A 16,557-nucleotide genomic window follows, 5' to 3' on the forward strand; every position below is an offset into this window, starting at 1 on the left:
TTTGTCATCTATTCGTCTATGATTAGTTGAATAACAACTTACGTTAACGTAAAGTGACGGCAGTTTAATTTAATTAGATTGAATATTGCGCAAACTTTATCCTTACAGCTCATGCTGATAAAAATATAATTAAGGGCAGTAGCGTAGGTTTCTGACAACGAAAGAAGGTAGGTTATGAGTAATCCAAATAACGTATCGCTAAACATTAATCATGAACTGTCATTTATTGACGGTCACGCATTAACGATCCCTACATTAAGTATTCTTAATGAGGAAGGCGACATCTACGAAGGTGCAACCGCACCTGATATCGACAAAGCAACGGCAATCCGTTTATACGAGACAATGCGTTTTATTAGAGCACTTGATGAGCGTATGCAAGCAGCACAGCGTCAAGGCCGTGTTAGCTTTTATATGCAATGTCTAGGCGAAGAAGCGGCTGTAACAGCATCAGCTGCAGCGCTTGATCAAAACGACATGATCATGGCCCAATACCGTGAGCAAGCAGCTTTACGTTATCGTGGTTTTAGCCTTGACCAATTCATGAATCAAATGTTCTCAAATGAAAAAGATTTGGGTAAAGGTCGCCAAATGCCAATTCACTATGGCTCACGCGAACTTAACTACATGACTATTTCATCACCGCTTGGTACACAAATTCCGCAAGCAACAGGTTATGCATACGGGCAAAAAGTTCGTCATATTGATGCCCAAACAGGTGAGTTAAACAGCACTATTGATAACATCACTATTTGTTACTTTGGTGAAGGCGCTGCATCTGAAGGTGATTTCCATGCTGGTTTAAATATGGCCGCAGTTCATGAAGCACCGGTAATTTTCTTTGCCCGTAACAATGGTTATGCGATTTCTACACCTGCGGATGAACAATTTAAAGGTGATGGTATTGCATCACGTGGTGTTGGCTATGGCATTAAAACAATCCGTGTTGACGGTGCAGATGCACTTGCTGTTTATGCAGCAACTAAAAAAGCCCGGGAAATTGCGACTACCAAAGGTGAACCTGTTTTAATTGAATCGATTGCCTATCGTCTTGGCGCTCACTCAACCAGTGACGATCCAAGCGGTTACCGTACAAAAGATGAAGAAGCAAAACATAAAGGCTGTCCAATCGAGCGTTTCCGTAAGTGGTTATTAAAACAAGATTGGTTAGATGAAGCGCAAGACGCGAAAGACAAAGAAACAATTCGTGAAGAAATTTTAGCGGCTCTTAAACGCGCTGAAAAAGTAGCAAAACCAGCATTAGAAGACCTTATTTCTGATGTGTATGATAAGCCAATCCCATCACTGAAAAAGCAATATGAAGAACTAAAAGAGCACATTTTGCAGCATCCTGATGCTTATCCAACAACTGCAGGGAGATTAAAGTAATGGCTAAAATGAACATGCTTCATGCAATTAACTCTGCCCTTGATATCACCATGGCAGAGCATCCAAATGCATGTATTTTTGGTGAAGATGTTGGTTATTTTGGTGGTGTATTCCGTGCTACATCTGGCTTACAAGAAAAATATGGTAAGCATCGTGTGTTCAATACTCCGTTAACTGAGCAAGGTATTTTAGGTTTTGCTAATGGTTTAGCGGTGTTCGGTGCCCCTGCATTAGCTGAAATTCAGTTTGCTGATTATATTTTCCCTGCATTTGACCAAATCGTGAATGAATCAGCTAAATTCCGTTACCGTAGTGGTAATGAATTTAATGTTGGCAATCTAACAATTCGTACACCGTACGGTGGTGGTATTGCAGGTGGTTTATATCACTCACAATCACCAGAAGCTTATTTTGCTCACACACCGGGTTTAAAGTTAGTTGTGCCACGTAACCCATACCAAGCAAAAGGTTTGCTTCGTGCATCAATTAAAGATGATAACCCTGTTATTTTCTTTGAGCCGAAACGTTTATACCGTGCATCAACAGGTGAAGTGCCAGAAGAAGATTACAGCATCGAGCTCGGTAAAGCTGAAATCGTTCAAGAAGGCACTGATGTCACTGTACTTGCTTGGGGTGCTCAGATGGAAATCATCGAAGACGCCGCTAAAAAAGCTGCAGAGCAAGGTATTAGCTGTGAAGTGATCGACTTACGTACCATTTTACCATGGGATGTTGAGACCATTGCTAAATCAGTGACTAAAACAGGTCGTTTAGTGGTAAGCCACGAGGCACCAATCACGAATGGTTTTGGTGCAGAAATCGTTGCAACAATTCAACAAGAGTGTTTCTTACACCTTGAATCGCCAATTGCTCGCGTGTGTGGTTTAGATACGCCATACCCATTAGCACTTGAAAAAGAATATGTGCCGGATGCACTTAAAGTGCTTGCTGCGATCAAGCAATCAGTAGAGTTTTAGGAGTCAGTATGTCTAAAGATTTTATCTTGCCAGATATCGGCGAAGGCATCGTAGAGTGTGAAATTGTTGAATGGTTAGTTGCAGAGGGCGATTCTGTAAAAGAAGACCAGCCTATTTGTGATGTTATGACCGACAAGGCGCTTGTGCAAATTCCTGCTGTTCATGATGGTGTGATCAGTAAGCTCTATTATGCAAAAGGGGATATTGCGAAAGTACATGCACCATTATTTGCAATGGATGTTGATGGCGAAGCACCAACACAAAGTGAAGAAGTTCAAGCTCCTGTAGCAGCTGAAGCATCATCTGAGACTGGTGAGCACTTAGAAGATTTCATTTTACCAGATATCGGTGAAGGTATCGTTGAGTGTGAAATCGTTGAGTGGTTAGTCAGTGAAGGCGATGAAATCGTAGAAGATCAAGCTGTGTGTGATGTAATGACAGACAAAGCATTGGTGCAAATTCCGGCTAAATACACAGGTAAAGTTGAAAAGCTTTATTATCAAAAGGGTGATATTGCAGCGGTTCACAGCCCATTATTCCAAATGAGCATTGCCGGCCAAAGTGCAGAGCCAGATGTAAGTTCTGCGGTAGTTAAAGCACAAACAAATGCAGCAACTAAACCAGCAAAGAAACCTGCGGCTTCAGCAAGTGAAACTAAACAACTTAATAAGAAAGCGGTTGCTTCACCTGCTGTACGTCGTAAAGCCCGCGAACTTGATGTTGATTTAACGCAAGTACCAGGCTCTGGTAAAAACGGCCGTATTTATAAACAAGATATCGAAGATTTCTTGAATGAAACACCAAGCCAAGCAGCATCACAACAAGCTTCGCCAAAAGCGGCAGAGCCTGTATCAACGGTGGTGTCTTCTGGTGGCAGTCGCGTAGAGCCTATTAAAGGCATTAAAGCGGCAATGGCTAAGCAAATGGTTGCTTCAGTTTCGACAATTCCTCACTTTACTTTCTGTGATGAAATTGACCTAACTAAACTAATTGCAATGCGCAGTGAGCTTAAAGAGCAGTATAAGCAGCAGGGCGTTAAGCTCACTATGATGCCGTTCTTTATCAAAGCACTGTCGTTAGCGATCAAGCAATTCCCAGTACTAAACTCGCAAGTAAATGATGATTGCAGTGAGCTAACTTACTTTGATGATCATAACATCGGTATGGCGGTTGATTCTAAGATTGGTTTACTGGTACCAAACATTAAATCATGTCAGTCAAAGAGTATCGTAGATGTTGCAAACGAAGTGACCCGCTTAACTGAAGCAGCACGTGATGGTCGTGTTTCACCGGATGATTTGAAAGGCGGCACTATTAGCATTTCTAACATCGGTGCGATTGGCGGCACAATTGCAACCCCGATCATCAATAAACCTGAGGTAGCGATTGTTGCTTTAGGTAAACTGCAGCATTTACCTCGCTTTGATGCACAAGGTAATGTGATTTCAGCAGCAATTATGCAAGTAAGCTGGTCTGGAGACCACCGAGTGATTGATGGCGGAACAATTGCACGCTTCAATAACTTATGGAAGTCTTATTTAGAAGATCCTGCAAAAATGATGATGGCGATGAGCTAAATCAGTAAGCATTAAAAAACCAGCCTCGGCTGGTTTTTTTAATGCTAAGGATTATATGCCGTAAAAATACAACCCATAACCGAGTAACAGCGCTGGAATTGTTGAATACACCGTCGCGATTAAGGCCGCTTTTGGCGCTAATGCGATAGCTGGGAATAGGGCATCGCCGTCATTTGAAATTGCATTGGCTGCCATCGCACTAAATGGAATAATACCTTGAATATAGAGTGTCATCACGACGATTTGTGGCCCGCAGCCGGGTAATAAGCCAATAGCCACAACCACCAGCGGTGCAAGATAAGCATACTCAGAAAACCACGCTGTTAAATCAACACCAACTAGGTTAACGAGAATTTCAAACAGCATAAAACTGGCAACTACCCAGGCCGTAACAAAGTGCGTGTCCATTAACACTTTCGTGAGTTTTGAAGGAGGTGTGCAAGGTGCTTCTTCACTGGTTACTTGCTTATAACTGCTGCCTTTAGAAGACAGTGCCCACACAACCACGGTGAATAGTGCCATGATTGAGCCAAATACAGTAATGCCCTCATTAATACCACTGCCAAATACACTTAAGTCGGTATTGGTGGCGATAACAAAAGCAACAATCAAGCTCGGTACTAAAGCAAATTTCCATACTGGTCGGCTAAACTTTAACGCTTTTGGTTGGCATTGTGGCTGCTCGTTGTATTCGCTAGCCTCATCAGGCTGAAATTTATCTGGGCTATGAAATGTATTAACTAATTGACCACTAATAACGCCTACAGCAACACCTATTAACATCATTAATAAGCCATCAAGCGGACGGGTTGCTAACAGTAAAAAGGCGGCATCACCCATGGTTGCGGTTAAGACAGCAACAACAGAGCCAAAGCTAGCCTGCTTTTTAGTAAATTGGGTTACCACAATAATGGCACCCCCACAGCCAGGTAAAGCACCTAAAATTGAGGCAAAACTCACCTCTAGAATGCCTGATTTAGCGCGTAGATAGCTCAGCTGTAACTGAGGAAGTTTATCAATAAGGTAGTAATAGATTAATAAGGTGGCTGCAACAAATACAGATACTTGAAAAAAAGCATCACTTAGCGCTTGTAGGGTGAATTCTCGGCTTGCAGGTACCGCCAAAGAAATTAGTAATAAAAGGGGTAAAAATAAGCGTTTATTGTCCGTAATGTAACACCTCGCTTTGTTAGGAATAAACCTCGTTTGTGTTAGTGAGAGCATACAGTGCAACCTTAAAATTAATCAGGTTACACTGTAGTACGATTTTAAATGAAAATCAATCTCATTTGTATCTATTTGCGTTGGAACTCAGAAGTGGCATTCCAGGTCGGCCATTCTTTTCGTTCTGAGATATCAAAACCTACTTGATAGAATAACTGAAGGTCCTGAACGGCACCTGATAAATCCCATTCATCACGGTAACGGTCGCAAGGCTGATGATAACAACCACGAAGCACTAGGCTCATACGCTTACGGTAATTTGCCGTTTCTTCATCAAGGGCTTCACTACCACCACCGGCATACATTGCTGGTACACCCATGTTTGCAAATGCAAAGTGATCAGAGCGGTAGTAACCACCTGAAGACGGTTTAGGGTCGCCAGATACTGTACGGCCTTGCGCTTTTGCAGCTGTTTCTAGTAGGCTATCCATTTCAGATTTGCCAATACCAACAACACTGATGTCTTTTACTTTACCTAATAGGTTTAAGCTATCCATATTGATGTTTGCAACCGTTTGTGATGCTGGGATCACTGGATTTGCAGTATAATATTTCGAGCCAAGTAAACCTTGTTCTTCAGCAGTAACGGCTAAGAAAGTCATTGAACGGCTAGGGTGCTCAGGTAGGGTCGCGAATGCTTCAGCAACTTCGATTAAGCCAGCAGTACCCGTTGCATTATCGTGGGCGCCATTATAGATTTGGTCGCCTTTGCGGGTTTTATCAGTACCAAGGTGATCCCAGTGAGCTGAATAAATGATGTGCTCATCAGGCTTTTCGCTACCCGGTAACGTCGCGATAAAGTTATACGAAATTGATTTTTTAATTGTGTTATTTACTTCAACACTTGCAGTTAGGTCACCCATATCAACATGGTAAGCGCCTTTTGCCGCATTCGCTTTCATGGTATCGAAATCTAAGCCTGCTTTTGTGAAAAGCTCTTTAGCAACATCAGTTGTTACCCAGCCTTCGACAGCAACACGGTCCATGTTGTTATTTTCTTTTTGGAAACCAAATTGCTCACCGCTCCAAGAGTTTTCAACAACTGACCATGGGTAAGAAGCCGGTGCTGTTTCGTGGATGATAATCGCACCTGCTGCACCTTGACGGCTTGCTTCTTCATATTTGTATGTCCAACGACCGTAATAGGTCATGGCATCGCCCGTGAATAAATCAGGGTTTTTCGTCGCAAAACCAGGATCGTTTACCAGCATAACAACGGTTTTGCCTTTAACATCTAGGCCTTCGTAGTCGTTCCAGTTGTACTCTGGTGCATTAACACCGTAACCAACGAATACTAATTCAGAATCTTTAATGCTTTGCTTAGCACTAATACGGCTACTACCCATTACCATATCTTTTTTGTATTGGTAATCTTTGCCGCCAATGGTAAGTACCATGTCTGAATCAGCTTCTAATGAAACAAGCGGTACTTCTTGTAAGAAGCTATCACCGTTACCCGGCTCAAAACCCAATGCTTTAAATTGGTCGGTTAAATAGGCAAGCGTTAGCTCTTCACCTTTCGATGAGGGTGCACGGCCACCGAACTCATCAGAGGCAAGCACTTTAATGTGTTCTGCTAGTTGCTGTGAATTAATGCTTTGATAGGCTTTTTCGACATCACTTGATGTGATACTTGTTGAAGCACAGCCCGCAAGAATAGCACTTGCAAGGACTGTCATTGGAAAATAGCGTTTCATAATAGCTCTTTTTTTGTTTTATGGTGACGTTAGTATATGAGGTTCTATTAATGAGAACCAGTTTTTACGGTAAACTACCCACAATACATCAATAAGTTAAAAAAATAAGCAATGAAACGATTTACTGCTCCCGAGCAATGGTCAACGCAATACCTTACAACGGGTGCCTTTAGTGACCTAGCAACGCTATTTAATATTGATAAACTCTCAGATTGGCCATCTTGCCAGTGGTTTAATCAATATCTAAATGCGAAAACTACACAGGGCAAAGCCATAACCTTTGTTGAAGATGAAAAGTTTGCCGATGAAACCCGTTATTATGAGCAAATCATATTTGAGACAGGGCAAGTACCAACAAGACAACAAAATTGGCATGACCTTTTTGGTGGCTTTATTTGGTGTTTATTCCCAAAAACCAAAGCGCTGATTAATCATCAGCACATTGAAGAAATTAAACTGCATGGTCTAAAAGAGCGTAGTAAACACCGAAACGCACTGACCTTATTTGATGAATGCGGCGTGGTGCTGGCAATTACTGAACAAAGCTGGCAGCAGCAATTACGCGACCACCAATGGCAGCAAGCCTTTGTAGAACAGCGTGAACAGTGGGGTAAAAGCATTAGACCATTTATGTTTGGCCATGCTAACTACGAAATGCTCACACAGCCTTATATTGGTTTAACGGGTAAAGCATTATTTGTAATTGTTCCTGATGACATATTTTGTAAAGATTTAACCGAGCAATATGCGTATCTAGATCAGCGTCTTTATGAGATGATTAAGCATGATGATTGTTTGCGTGATAATAAAAATTTATCACCCTTACCCTTGTTAGGCGTACCGGGATGGTGGACTGACAATGAAAATCCAGAATTTTACAGTAACACTGATTACTTTAGACCGAAACGAAGGAAACGCACATGATTGAAGTGGCAGGGCTTAAAAAGAAGTTTAAGCTAACAAAAGATCATAAAAAAAATAAAACGGACAACATAGACCCCCGTGAAGATAAAGAATTTTTTCATTCTGTAAGAGACGTCAGCTTTCAATGTAACAAAGGTGAAGTACTCGGTTTACTCGGCCCAAATGGTGCCGGTAAAACAACCACCCTTAGAATGATTTCAACAGCCTTAAAACCAGATGAAGGCAGCATTACCATCTCTGGTCACGATATCGTTAAAAAGCCATTAGTTGGCCGCAAATCAATTGGATTTCTGTCAGGTAGTACTGGCTTATATGGGCGTTTAACAGTAAAAGAAAACGTTGAATACTTTGCCCGTTTACATGGCATGAGTAAAAAAGCGGTCGCCGCTCGTTGTGATGAGCTATTCACCTTACTTGATATGCACAGCTTTATTGATAAACGCGCCGAAAACCTTTCAACAGGTATGAAGCAAAAAGCCAATATTGCCCGTGCTGTTGTTCATCATCCTGATGTGGTTATTCTTGATGAGCCGACAACTGGTTTAGATATTATGACTACGCAAACCGTCATTAACTTTATTCGCGGCCTTAAAGAGCAGGGCACGCCAGTTATTTTCTCAACGCACCATTTAGATGAAGTTGCCTTACTTTGTGACCGTGTTGCGGTGATAAACCAAGGAATTAGTTGCTTTGATGGCACCTTAGATGGGTTTAAACAAGCAGGTCAAAGTGAAGAATTAAACCAAGCGTTTATGAATATTTTAACGGAGAGCCGTAATGTTTGAAGTATTTAAAAAGGAGTTAAAAGAGCTGTTACGTGACCGTAAAACATTGATATTTGTTGTTGCATTACCGGTTGCTATCTTTCCATTATTATTTGCTGTTATGGCATTTATTAGTTCACAAGCGGCGTTAGAGGCAGAACAAGAGGTGCATACTTACGCCATTATCAATGGTAACTATGCGCAAGAGTTTACAGATAAGGTGTTTTACCATAAAAGCTTTGCTTTATATAAAGGTGATGAAACCTTTAATACAGTAGAAGATCTCACTGAAGCGGTTAAAGCGGGCACCATTGACATGGGTATCTATTTACCGTCAGACGCTAAGCAAACGTTAGATGATGCAAAGCAAAGTGAATGGCAAGTTGTGTATAACGACGCAAAAGCAATTAACTTCCTATTTGACCGTGTAAAAGAACTGGCAAAAGAATATGGCGATACGCTGCGTACAAACAAACTATTAAGCTTTGGTGTTTCAGAGCAGCAGCAAGCCGCTATTATCGAGCCTATTAAAGTGGTGAAGGTCGACACTGCAGATAAACGTGAAAATCTGGGTGAGAAAATTGGTGGGTTTATTCCTTATCTACTTATTCCTCTGGTATTGATGGGCGCAACGTATCCGGCGATTGATTTAGGTGCTGGTGAAAAAGAGCGCGGTACGCTCGAAACCCTTCTACTTACACCAATCACCCGTACACAGCTGGTGTTAGGTAAGTTTGTAACCTTACTTGCTTCTTCTATTGCAACAACCACCATTACCGTACTCAGTATGGGGGTGTGGATATCAGTGGCCATTGCATTTGTAGATTTAGCCGTTGTTAAAAACGCATTTAGCTCTTTAACTGTATTAGATTTAGGGCTGATTTTTGTGCTGTTATTACCTATAGCTGCAATCTTCTCATCATTAGCGTTGGCTATTTCTATCTATGCGCGAACCTTTAAAGAAGCACAAAACTACATGGCACCACTTAGCATGGGGGTAATTTTTCCAATTATGGTTGCCTTAATGCCGAATGTTGAGCTTACGAGCAAAACAGCATTTATTCCTGTGACAAATGTAGCTTTGGCAATTAAAGAAATCATTAAAGGCACAGTTGATTACACACTCGTGGGTTTAATTTTCTTAGCGACAGTCATTGTGGCAGGTGCATTACTTGCGTTTTGTGTTAAATGGTTCAATAAAGAAGATGTACTATTTAGATAGTAAATTACAATAAATTTAAGCCCCGAGTAGGGGCTTTTTACGTTTAGGTCTAGGCTGCATCTTGGTTTTTATCATAAGCAGTCTTTGGTGTAAGTTTGCTAATGTCTGCTGAGTTAATCACTTTTTTAGTTTCACTCCAGTGCAATAACTCTATACGCCCAGAGCTGTTCTCTACTAATGCAGTGCAGTTTTCAATCCAGTCGCCATCGTTGCAATATAAAATTCCATCAACCACTTTAACGGCTGGGTGATGAATGTGCCCACAAATAATGCCATCGACGGCTTGTTTTTTTGCTTCGTGGATGGCTGCTTTTTCAAATGCATCAATAGCTTCACGTGCTTTATGCACGCGTGCTTTGATCCAAGAGGCCAATGACCAATAATTACCGCCAAATAAACGCCGAATGCGATTAGTCCAGCGATTTAAAAATAATAAAAAGTCGTATCCTGCATCGCCTGCAATACTGATTAATTTGTTGTAGCGCGTTGCTGAGTCAAAATCGTCGCCATGTAAAAGTAAAAAACGTTTGTTGGCTTTAGTGGTATGAATATATTGCTTGTGTACTTCGATACCGAATAATGAATCATTAGCATAATGGCGAAAGGTTTCGTCATGGTTTCCTGGTATATAGATCACTCGTGTGCCATCTTTCGCTTTTTGTTGAATAAGCGCAAGTACATCATAATGACTAGGATGCCAAAAAAACTGTCGTTTCATTGACCATAAATCGACAATATCACCGACCAAATACAGAACATCGCATTCAATGGCATTTAAAAAGTCTAGTAAATACTGCGCTTGGCAGTCTTTATAACCTAAGTGAACGTCGGAAATCCAAACGGCAGGATAGTGGGTTTTACTACTGCAAGTGGTGTTATTCATGGCATTTACTCATGGTGTAATAAAGTAAATGCTAGGCAGAATCAATGACAGTTAAAAGACGCTTTAGCGAAACATCTATGACAATTAATAAAACAAAAAAACCGCCGAAGCGGTTTTTTAAATTTTGTTGAGCAGACTTAATTAGCCTTTAACAAGTGCGGCAATTTCAGAAGCGGCACTATCTAAATCAAGCATTAGCTTTTCGCCAGTACGACGGTTTTTAAGCTCAACCTTGTTTTCATCAAGGTTACGCTCACCAATTACTAATGTGAAAGGCACACCTAGTAATTCCATATCGTTAAACATAACACCTGGGCGCTCTTTACGGTCATCAAACAACACGTCTAAACCGGCATCTTTCAAGCCTTTGTAAAGGTTATCTGCAATGTCAGGAATACGATGAGACTTATGCATGTTCATTGGCACAATCGCTAAATCAAAAGGCGCAATAGGTTGCGGCCATTTAATACCGTATTGGTCATTGTTTTGCTCAATAGCGGCAGCTACGATACGTGATACACCAATACCGTAACAACCCATTGTCATTACTTGATTTTTACCTGTTTCACTTAATACGCCAGCTTTCATTGCTTCTGAGTATTTAGTACCAAGTTGGAAAATATGACCTACTTCAATGCCACGTTTGATTTGCAGTGAACCTTGACCACATGGGCTTGGGTCGCCTTCAACGATATTACGGATATCAGCCACTTCGTAGTTTTCTACATCGCGATCCCAGTTGATACCGCTGAAATGTTCACCATCCTTATTAGCACCTGCTACAAAGTCAGCCATAACGTTAGCTGTGCGATCAACAATAATTGGCATTGATAGACCGACTGGGCCTAATGAACCTGGTTTTGCGCCAATAGCAGCAACGATGTCTTCTTCTTTTGCCATTTCAAGCGGTGAGTCTACAAGCGGATGCTTCTCAGCTTTTAACTCGTTTAATTCATGGTCGCCACGTAATACAAGGGCAACTAAACCACGTTGTTCGTTTTCATCTGGTGCGCCATACACGATTAATGTTTTCACGCCGCGATGAGGTTTAACACCATAGTGCTCTTTAAGCTCAGCAATTGATTTTGCATCAGGCGTTGGGAACGCTTTTAACTCTTTACTTGCTGCTGGGCGCTCTTCAGTCGGTGCTAATGCTTCTGCTTTTTCGATATTTGCAGCGTAATCACTTGCATCACTAAATGCGATTGCATCTTCGCCTGATTCTGCAAGTACATGGAACTCATGTGACACGCTACCACCGATAGAGCCGGTATCAGCGATAACAGGGCGGTAATCAAGACCAAGGCGCTCGAAGATGTTGCAGTATGCTTTGTGCATTACTTGGTATGTTTTCTCTAAACACTCATCACTTAAGTGAAAAGAGTACGCATCTTTCATGGTAAATTCACGAGCACGCATCACACCAAAACGAGGGCGAACTTCGTCACGAACTTTTGTTTGTACTTGGTAAAGAGTAAGCGGTAATTGCTTATAAGAGCTCACTTCTTTACGTACAAAATCTGTGATCACTTCTTCGTGAGTTGGACCAAGTGCAAATGGACGGTTGTGGCGGTCATTAATACGCAGTAATTCAGGACCGAATTGCTCCCAACGACCAGACTCTTCCCAAAGATCAGCTGGTTGGATAATAGGCATTAACATTTCGATAGCGCCTGCTTTATCCATTTCTTCACGTACGATGTTTTCTACTTTTTTAAGTACGCGTAGACCAGAGGGCAACCATGTATACAAACCCGACGCAACGCGGCGGATCATGCCTGCTCGTAGCATTAATTGATGAGAAACAATTTCTGCATCAGACGGAGTTTCTTTAAGTGTTGCGAGTATATATTGACTGGTACGCATCTCTATTCCAAGTAGTGTTAAAATTATTATCGTTTACTCAAGACGTTTGAGTAATAACAAGGCGCTAAGTTTACCAGTGGAAGCACTGACACTAAAGCGCTATATGCTAAAAACTAGCATTTTTCAATGCTGGTCACTGTATTATGATTGTCCTGAACATGCCACCTAATATTAAAATCATATAAGGTCATGCCGTAGCTTTGCTCTGAGTCACGTTGCTTTTTATAGGCAGGGCGAGGATCTTGCTTTAATACATTGCTTATAAACGCTTTTAATTCAGGTTGCTCAGTTTGCTTTGCAATAAAAGCAAGCGCTTCTTCACTAAACTCAACGCTCATATCGGTTTCTGGTCTGGTATCGGCAAAACCAGCGGTGGCATCGGTCATTGCGTCTGAGTAGGGCAAATATGGCTTAATGTCTAAAATAGGTGTGCCATCGAGTAAATCGATACCTGAAAGCAATAAGCTTAACTGACCATTTTTATATTCAATGCCTTCAAGTTTTACAGCACTCATGCCTATAGCATTTGGGCGAAAGGTTGCACGTGTTGCAAATACACCTTTACGTTCATTACCGCCTAGGCGAGGGGGTCTCACCATTGCTGAGTAACCTTTATCTGCGGTTTCATGAAATCTAAATAACAGCCAAATATGGCTAAATTCATCGAGGCCGCGTACAAACTCTTCACGATTAAAATCGCTGCTGAATACCAGCTTTGCTTTAGCCTCAGGAACCAAACGAGGTTGGCGAGGTATGGCAAACTTTTGTTTATAAGGAGATTGAATATGGCCGACGGCAGTTAATTGGTATTCGCTCATTGTGCATTGTCGTTAAGAAAATCTGCCGACATTTTACATGCATTATATGCAAACACAAAAAAGGCAGTCGAGACTGCCTTTTAATATTTAGACTACGCAGTATAAATTAAAACATGTATTGGAATGATACAGACGCAACGTCCATATCTGGGTCAATATCATCTTCTAATTTATAGCGCTCATACTCTAAACGTACTTGCATGTTTGTTGTGAAAGCATATTCTACACCTGCACCATAAAATACATCACCGCCATCAGAGTCAGCACTGATGCTGCCAAGCTCGCCTAGGTCTTGCTCAATTTCAGCATCCCACTCTAGCCAACCACCTTTGGCATAAACAGAAAAGCTATCTGTAATTGGGGCTGCTAAGCGTGCTGCTAGTGAAACACCGTCAATTTCAGCTTTAGAATCGATATCGCTTACTTCATCAAAATTTTGATAGGCAAGTTCAAGGCTTAAGTACTTGTTAAACTGAGTACCAATATAGCCTTTTAGCATTTGTGAATCGTCATCGAAGTCAGTGTCATTTTCACTGTCTTCAAACTCAAAAGAATATTGGCCGTAGCCGATACCGGTATAAATACGCGGAGAATCCATTTCGGTAATATCTGCATGTGCAGCATTATTAAAACCTAGTAGTGCTAAAGAAAGTGCAGAAAGTGAAATTGCTTTAATCATTTAATAGCTCCTTTATAAAATAAATAAACGAATGTTTCGCGTCATTCACAAGGAGTATTGCAATGGCAATGCCAAGCTGAAAATAAAGCCTAAAGTATTGTTTTTAGGCTTCATTAAGTGGTTTTTTAAACAGTTTGTTGAAACTGTAATCAGGCATTCAGTTTGGCAGTCGTAACAATTTCAGGGTGCTCTGTAGAAGTTACTAGGTGCAGTTTTTAAATCGATTTAGTTTTATGCTTTTTGTAATAGGGTTTCTGTTTCTATCGCGATCTCTTTCATTTTAATCGCATAGTTTTCAATTTTCTTTTCTTCGTCTGTCACAGCTGTATATGAAGGTACTTCAATTGGGTAGCCTGCTTCATCCATTGCAATAAAACTTATAACACAATGATTGGTTTCAACTAGGTTCTGGGTTTTAGGGTCGCCGCAGCGTACTTGAATAAAGATTTGCATGCTGGTTTTACCCGTGTGGGCGATACTGGCTTTCACTTCGACTATTTGGCCAACCAGAATAGGGCGCTGAAACTTTACACCCGCAACAGACACAGTAACGCAGTAGTGACCGCTCCAACCTGCAGCACAGGCGTAACCAGCTTGGTCAATCCACTTCATTACCACACCACCATGAACTTTACCGCCAAAATTGACATCGGTAGGCTCAGCTAAAAAACGAAAGGTTACACTTGAAGACGGCATACTTTACTCACTTTTATAAAACACGACACTTTCAGCATAGCCTAAAAAAGGGGCCGAAGCCCCTGCAATTTAGGATAAATTTTAATTAAATGAGTAACGTGCGTTACATATTAGGGTAGTTTGGCCCGCCTGCTCCTTCAGGTGTTACCCAAGTAATGTTTTGACTTGGGTCTTTAATGTCGCAGGTTTTACAGTGCACACAGTTTTGTGAGTTGATCACAAACTCTTTCTTACCTTCAACTTCTTGTACTTCGTACACACCTGCAGGGCAGTAGCGTTGTGCTGGCTCATCGAATTGCGGTAAATTCACTGCAATAGGAATCGAGTTATCTTTAAGCTTTAAATGGCATGGCTGCGATTCTTCATGATTGGTATTTGATAAAAACACCGATGAAAGTTTATCGAAGCTAAGTTTGCCATCTGCTTTTGGGTAGTCGATTTTTTCAGCCTGATCAGCTGCAACCAACGTTGCATGATCTGGCATGTTATCTTCAAAGTTAAACGGTAAGCTGCCACCAAATAGATTTTGATCGAGGGTGTTATAAGCACCACCTAAGAATTTACCGAGTTTGTGCATAACAGGGCCAAAGTTACGTGATTGATAAAGCTCTTTGTATGCCCAGCTTTGTTCAAAAGCTGATTTATATTCAGCTAAATCGGCATTTTCTTTACCGTCGCTAAGAGCTGCTACTATCACATCAGCGGCAACCATGCCTGATTTCATCGCTGTATGATTACCTTTGATCTTGGCAAAGTTCAATGTGCCCGCATCACAACCTACAAGTAAACCACCCGGGAAGTGCATTTTCGGTAAAGAACGCAGGCCACCTTTGGCAATAGCTCTTGCGCCATAGGCTATGCGTTCACCGCCTTCTAAAACATCTTTAAAAACAGGGTGATGCTTCATGCGTTGGAATTCATCAAACGGGCTTAAATGTGGGTTTGAATAGTTAAGGTCAACAATTAAGCCAACCACAACCTGATTGTTGTCGCTGTGATACATAAATGCACCACCACTGGTATCACCAGTTAACGGCCAGCCTGTACCATGTACTACAGTGCCTTCTTTGTGTTTACTCGGGTCGATTTGCCAAATTTCTTTGAAACCTAAACCGTAATGCTGTGGTGATGCATCTTTATCAAGAGCAAAGTGTTTGATTAGCTCTTTACCTAAATGACCGCGGCAGCCTTCAGCAAATACGGTGTATTTTGCTCTAAGCTCCATACCAGGCATGTAACCATCTTTTTCGTTGCCGTCTTTATCAAGGCCCATATCGCCAGTGATAATGCCTTTCACTGTTTCGTCTTCAATAATCAAAGAATGAGCACTAAAGCCAGGGAATATTTCTACCCCTAAGTTTTCCGCTTGCTCTGCTAAAAAGCGACATACATTACCCATAGAGACAATGTAATTGCCTTCGTTATGGAATGTTTTAGGGCTAACAAAGTGGGGGATGCTGGTGGCTTTTTCACTGTTATTGAACCAATAAATATCATCTTGCGTTACTTTAGTGGTAACTGGTGCGCCTAATGACTGCCAATCAGGTAATAATTCATCCAGCGCTTTGGTTTCGAAAACCGCACCCGATAAAATGTGTGCGCCCACCTCAGAGCCTTTTTCTACCACACAGATCATTAATTCTTGTTGTTTTTCTTGTGCTTGTTGAGCCAATCTAATCGCAGTTGATAAACCTGCTGGGCCTGCGCCTACGATGACTACATCAAATTCCATGGTTTCGCGTTCGACCATATAAACCTCTTCTCGGTGACGGACCTGCTGTAAAGAACCTTATTTCATACTTGCAAATGAAACGTTACAGGCTGTGAATACTTTAAGGTTA

At 41.4% G+C, this 16,557-nt stretch carries 14 protein-coding genes; 6 read left to right on the top strand and 8 right to left on the bottom strand.

Translation table 11 applies throughout. The features are described 5' to 3' along the window. The first annotated feature begins 174 nt into the window (after positions 1-174). Genes L1272_RS05890 through L1272_RS05900 form a run of 3 tightly spaced genes read left to right on the top strand, consistent with a single transcriptional unit; the run spans position 175 to position 3,943 of the window. Entirely contained in the window at positions 175-1,389 is a 1,215-nt protein-coding gene (locus L1272_RS05890) for a thiamine pyrophosphate-dependent dehydrogenase E1 component subunit alpha (RefSeq protein ID WP_235372966.1), read from the top strand. After that, complete coding sequence (locus L1272_RS05895; protein ID WP_235372967.1) at positions 1,389-2,366, top strand: alpha-ketoacid dehydrogenase subunit beta; 978 nt, start codon at positions 1,389-1,391, stop codon at positions 2,364-2,366. The genes L1272_RS05890 and L1272_RS05895 overlap by 1 nt, the downstream gene beginning before the upstream one ends. Before the next feature lie 8 nt (positions 2,367-2,374). Next, complete coding sequence (locus tag L1272_RS05900) at positions 2,375-3,943, top strand: dihydrolipoyllysine-residue acetyltransferase (protein WP_235372968.1); 1,569 nt, start codon at positions 2,375-2,377, stop codon at positions 3,941-3,943. Positions 3,944-3,994: 51 nt separating this feature from the next. Here the strand turns inward: L1272_RS05900 and L1272_RS05905 are convergent, their stop codons facing one another. Next, entirely contained in the window at positions 3,995-5,167 is a 1,173-nt protein-coding gene (locus tag L1272_RS05905; protein WP_235372969.1) for a putative manganese transporter, read from the bottom strand. Positions 5,168-5,238: 71 nt separating this feature from the next. Beyond that, positions 5,239-6,864, bottom strand: a complete 1,626-nt coding sequence (locus L1272_RS05910; RefSeq protein WP_235372970.1) for a M28 family metallopeptidase — start codon at positions 6,862-6,864, stop codon at positions 5,239-5,241. 111 nt (positions 6,865-6,975) lie between these two features. Here L1272_RS05910 and L1272_RS05915 point away from each other — a divergent pair, with 111 nt between their 5' ends. The 3 genes from L1272_RS05915 to L1272_RS05925 are packed head-to-tail and all read left to right on the top strand — an operon-like array spanning position 6,976 to position 9,774. After that, positions 6,976-7,788 (top strand): DUF3025 domain-containing protein, encoded by an 813-nt coding sequence (locus L1272_RS05915; RefSeq protein WP_054553918.1) that lies wholly within the window; start codon positions 6,976-6,978, stop codon positions 7,786-7,788. Continuing rightward, positions 7,785-8,573, top strand: coding sequence for an ABC transporter ATP-binding protein (locus L1272_RS05920; RefSeq protein WP_235372971.1), 789 nt, complete (start codon positions 7,785-7,787; stop codon positions 8,571-8,573). Before L1272_RS05915 ends, L1272_RS05920 begins: the two co-directional genes overlap by 4 nt. Beyond that, the gene (locus L1272_RS05925; protein ID WP_235372973.1) at positions 8,566-9,774 is read left to right on the top strand and encodes an ABC transporter permease subunit; all 1,209 of its coding nucleotides are present in this window, start codon (positions 8,566-8,568) and stop codon (positions 9,772-9,774) included. The genes L1272_RS05920 and L1272_RS05925 overlap by 8 nt, the downstream gene beginning before the upstream one ends. A gap of 49 nt (positions 9,775-9,823) precedes the next feature. Here the strand turns inward: L1272_RS05925 and L1272_RS05930 are convergent, their stop codons facing one another. The 6 genes from L1272_RS05930 to L1272_RS05955 all read right to left on the bottom strand — a co-directional run bounded on the left by L1272_RS05930 (position 9,824) and on the right by L1272_RS05955 (position 16,466). After that, positions 9,824-10,657, bottom strand: coding sequence for a UDP-2,3-diacylglucosamine diphosphatase (locus L1272_RS05930; RefSeq protein WP_138599555.1), 834 nt, complete (start codon positions 10,655-10,657; stop codon positions 9,824-9,826). 141 nt (positions 10,658-10,798) lie between these two features. Further along, positions 10,799-12,523 (bottom strand): proline--tRNA ligase, encoded by a 1,725-nt coding sequence (locus L1272_RS05935; RefSeq protein ID WP_235372974.1) that lies wholly within the window; start codon positions 12,521-12,523, stop codon positions 10,799-10,801. A 113-nt stretch (positions 12,524-12,636) separates the two neighbouring features. Beyond that, positions 12,637-13,341 (bottom strand): tRNA (N6-threonylcarbamoyladenosine(37)-N6)-methyltransferase TrmO, encoded by a 705-nt coding sequence (gene tsaA, locus L1272_RS05940; RefSeq protein WP_054553913.1) that lies wholly within the window; start codon positions 13,339-13,341, stop codon positions 12,637-12,639. A gap of 106 nt (positions 13,342-13,447) precedes the next feature. Next, positions 13,448-14,020 carry an outer membrane beta-barrel protein gene (locus L1272_RS05945; protein ID WP_055198360.1) on the bottom strand — a complete coding sequence of 191 codons (573 nt, stop codon included), beginning with the start codon at positions 14,018-14,020 and terminating at the stop codon, positions 13,448-13,450. A 231-nt stretch (positions 14,021-14,251) separates the two neighbouring features. Continuing rightward, on the bottom strand, positions 14,252-14,716 hold the full coding sequence (locus L1272_RS05950) for an acyl-CoA thioesterase (protein ID WP_054561436.1): 465 nt from the start codon (positions 14,714-14,716) through the stop codon (positions 14,252-14,254). Positions 14,717-14,819: 103 nt separating this feature from the next. After that, complete coding sequence (locus L1272_RS05955; RefSeq protein ID WP_235372975.1) at positions 14,820-16,466, bottom strand: electron transfer flavoprotein-ubiquinone oxidoreductase; 1,647 nt, start codon at positions 16,464-16,466, stop codon at positions 14,820-14,822. Positions 16,467-16,557 lie beyond the last annotated feature (91 nt).

It is taken from the genome of Pseudoalteromonas sp. PAST1 (assembly GCF_021532515.1).
Taxonomy (GTDB): Bacteria; Pseudomonadota; Gammaproteobacteria; order Enterobacterales; family Alteromonadaceae; genus Pseudoalteromonas; species Pseudoalteromonas simplex.

Bases quoted from the DNA above. Each gene is read 5' to 3' on its own strand.
- L1272_RS05890 (WP_235372966.1), top strand. From the start codon at position 175: ATGAGTAATCCAAATAACGTATCGCTAAACATTAATCATGAACTGTCA.
- L1272_RS05895 (WP_235372967.1), top strand. From the start codon at position 1,389: ATGGCTAAAATGAACATGCTTCATGCAATTAACTCTGCCCTTGATATC.
- L1272_RS05900 (WP_235372968.1), top strand. From the start codon at position 2,375: ATGTCTAAAGATTTTATCTTGCCAGATATCGGCGAAGGCATCGTAGAG.
- L1272_RS05905 (WP_235372969.1), bottom strand. From the start codon at position 5,167: ATGCTCTCACTAACACAAACGAGGTTTATTCCTAACAAAGCGAGGTGT.
- L1272_RS05910 (WP_235372970.1), bottom strand. From the start codon at position 6,864: ATGAAACGCTATTTTCCAATGACAGTCCTTGCAAGTGCTATTCTTGCG.
- L1272_RS05915 (WP_054553918.1), top strand. From the start codon at position 6,976: ATGAAACGATTTACTGCTCCCGAGCAATGGTCAACGCAATACCTTACA.
- L1272_RS05920 (WP_235372971.1), top strand. From the start codon at position 7,785: ATGATTGAAGTGGCAGGGCTTAAAAAGAAGTTTAAGCTAACAAAAGAT.
- L1272_RS05925 (WP_235372973.1), top strand. From the start codon at position 8,566: ATGTTTGAAGTATTTAAAAAGGAGTTAAAAGAGCTGTTACGTGACCGT.
- L1272_RS05930 (WP_138599555.1), bottom strand. From the start codon at position 10,657: ATGAATAACACCACTTGCAGTAGTAAAACCCACTATCCTGCCGTTTGG.
- L1272_RS05935 (WP_235372974.1), bottom strand. From the start codon at position 12,523: ATGCGTACCAGTCAATATATACTCGCAACACTTAAAGAAACTCCGTCT.
- tsaA (WP_054553913.1), bottom strand. From the start codon at position 13,341: ATGAGCGAATACCAATTAACTGCCGTCGGCCATATTCAATCTCCTTAT.
- L1272_RS05945 (WP_055198360.1), bottom strand. From the start codon at position 14,020: ATGATTAAAGCAATTTCACTTTCTGCACTTTCTTTAGCACTACTAGGT.
- L1272_RS05950 (WP_054561436.1), bottom strand. From the start codon at position 14,716: ATGCCGTCTTCAAGTGTAACCTTTCGTTTTTTAGCTGAGCCTACCGAT.
- L1272_RS05955 (WP_235372975.1), bottom strand. From the start codon at position 16,466: ATGGTCGAACGCGAAACCATGGAATTTGATGTAGTCATCGTAGGCGCA.